Raw genomic sequence first — 1,725 nt, forward strand, 5'->3', positions numbered from 1 at the left:
GTTCGCGCAAGGGCACGGTCTCGATCGGGAAGACGTTGAGGCGGAAATAGAGGTCCTCGCGAAAACGTCCGCGCTGCACCTCCTGCTTGAGGTCGCGGTTGGTCGCGGCGATGACGCGGACGTCGACCGCGCGGGTGCGCTCCTCGCCGACGCGCTCGAAATTGCCTTCCTGCAAGACGCGCAGCAGCTTGCCTTGCAGTTCGAGCGGGATCTCGCCGACCTCGTCGAGGAACAGCGTGCCGCCGTCGGCGAGCTCGAAGCGGCCGATGCGGTCGCGCATTGCACCGGTGAAGGCGCCGCGGACATGGCCGAAGAATTCGCTCTCGAACAATTCGCGCGGGATCGCGGCGCAGTTGACGCGGATCAGCGGCCGGTCGCTGCGGGTGGAGTCCTCGTGGATGGCGCGCGCGATCAGCTCCTTGCCGGTGCCGGATTCGCCGGTGATCATCACCGCCGCGGTGGTCGGGGCCACCAGCTTGACCTGGCGGAGCGTCTTCTGGATCGCTTCGCTTCCGCCGATGATGCCGCGGGGATTGGTCTCGATGCGGATCTCCTCCTGGAGATAGGCGTTCTCCAGCTCCAGCCGCTCGCGCAGCCGGTCGACCTCGGCAAGGGCCGCGTGCAGCTTCTCGTCGGCCTCGCGGCGCTGGCTGACGTCGCGGAATACGACGACCGCGCCGACCACGATGCCGCGGTCGCGGATCGGCGTCGAGGTGTATTCGACCCAGGCTGGCGAGCCGTCCTTGCGCCAGAACACCTCGCCGTCGACCTGGTGCACGGCGCCGTCGCGGAACGCCGCATAGATCGGGCAGTCGTGATCGGGATAGTGGCGGCCGTCGTGGTGGGTGTGGTGCACGATCGGGTGGATTTCCTTGCCCACCAGTTCCTCGGCGGTCCAGCCGAGCATGCGTTCGGCCGCGGGGTTCACGAAGGTGGTCTTGCCTTCCGCGTTCACGCCATAGATGCCTTCGCCGGCGGCGCGCAGGATCAGCTGGTTCTCGCGCTCGATGTCCTGGAACACGCGCTCGACCCGCTGCCAGGTGGCGATGCCGCCGCGCATATGGTCCTCGGCAGCGGCGTCGACATTGCGGCGCCGGCGCGCTTCGAGATCGGTCAGCGTGAGCAGCAGCAGCGAGCGGCCGTCATGCGGCAGCAGGCAGCCGGCATATTCCAGCCGGAGAGCCTGTCCGGTCGCATGGCGAGGATTGAGCGCCGTGGTCCAATAGGCGCCCTTGTGCAGCACGGCCTGGGTGAAGACGGTGAGGGCCGGCAGCTCGCCGGCATGCAGGGTGCTCGCCCTGGTCTGCCGCAGCAGGGCTCGGTCGTAGCCGAGCAGGGTGCAGGCGGCGGGATTGGCATCGACGATCTGGTCGCCGAAGGGATCGATCAGCAGGGTCGCCTCGACTGAGGCTTCAAACGCTGCGACGCGGGGGTCGGCAGTCGCCACCTCATCGGGGAACGTCATTGGCATCATCGCCATTACGAGATCTCGTCATTGAGCTACGAAATTTCGTGTATCACGAGTTTTCGTAGTGGCCAAGCGTTGACGAAAGTGCTGCGTCATCAACGCCGTGGCCGGCAGGCAGGGTGTGGCATGCTCCTTGCGTCATTGCTCCTGCAACGACGCGCAGGAGGGCCGATGTCCACGTTCGACAATCCGTTTGATTCCGATCGCAAGCTTCAAGCCGGCTGCGCCTGTGGCCAGCACCGCTCGGCAGCAGAGCA

Annotated in this window: 2 protein-coding genes; one reads left to right on the top strand and one right to left on the bottom strand. The window is 66.7% G+C overall.

Annotated elements, in window-relative coordinates:
• The coding region (locus JHD07_RS39165) for a sigma 54-interacting transcriptional regulator (protein ID WP_291631954.1) at nucleotides 1-1,471 on the bottom strand (1,471 nt) is incomplete at its 3' end.
• Nucleotides 1,472-1,495: 24 nt separating this feature from the next.
• Here JHD07_RS39165 and JHD07_RS39170 point away from each other — a divergent pair.
• Nucleotides 1,496-1,725: hypothetical protein (locus tag JHD07_RS39170; protein ID WP_291631952.1), on the top strand; the 230-nt coding region annotated here is incomplete at its 3' end.

The sequence above is a fragment of the Bradyrhizobium sp. genome (genome assembly GCF_016462955.1).
Classification (GTDB): Bacteria; Pseudomonadota; Alphaproteobacteria; order Rhizobiales; family Xanthobacteraceae; genus Bradyrhizobium.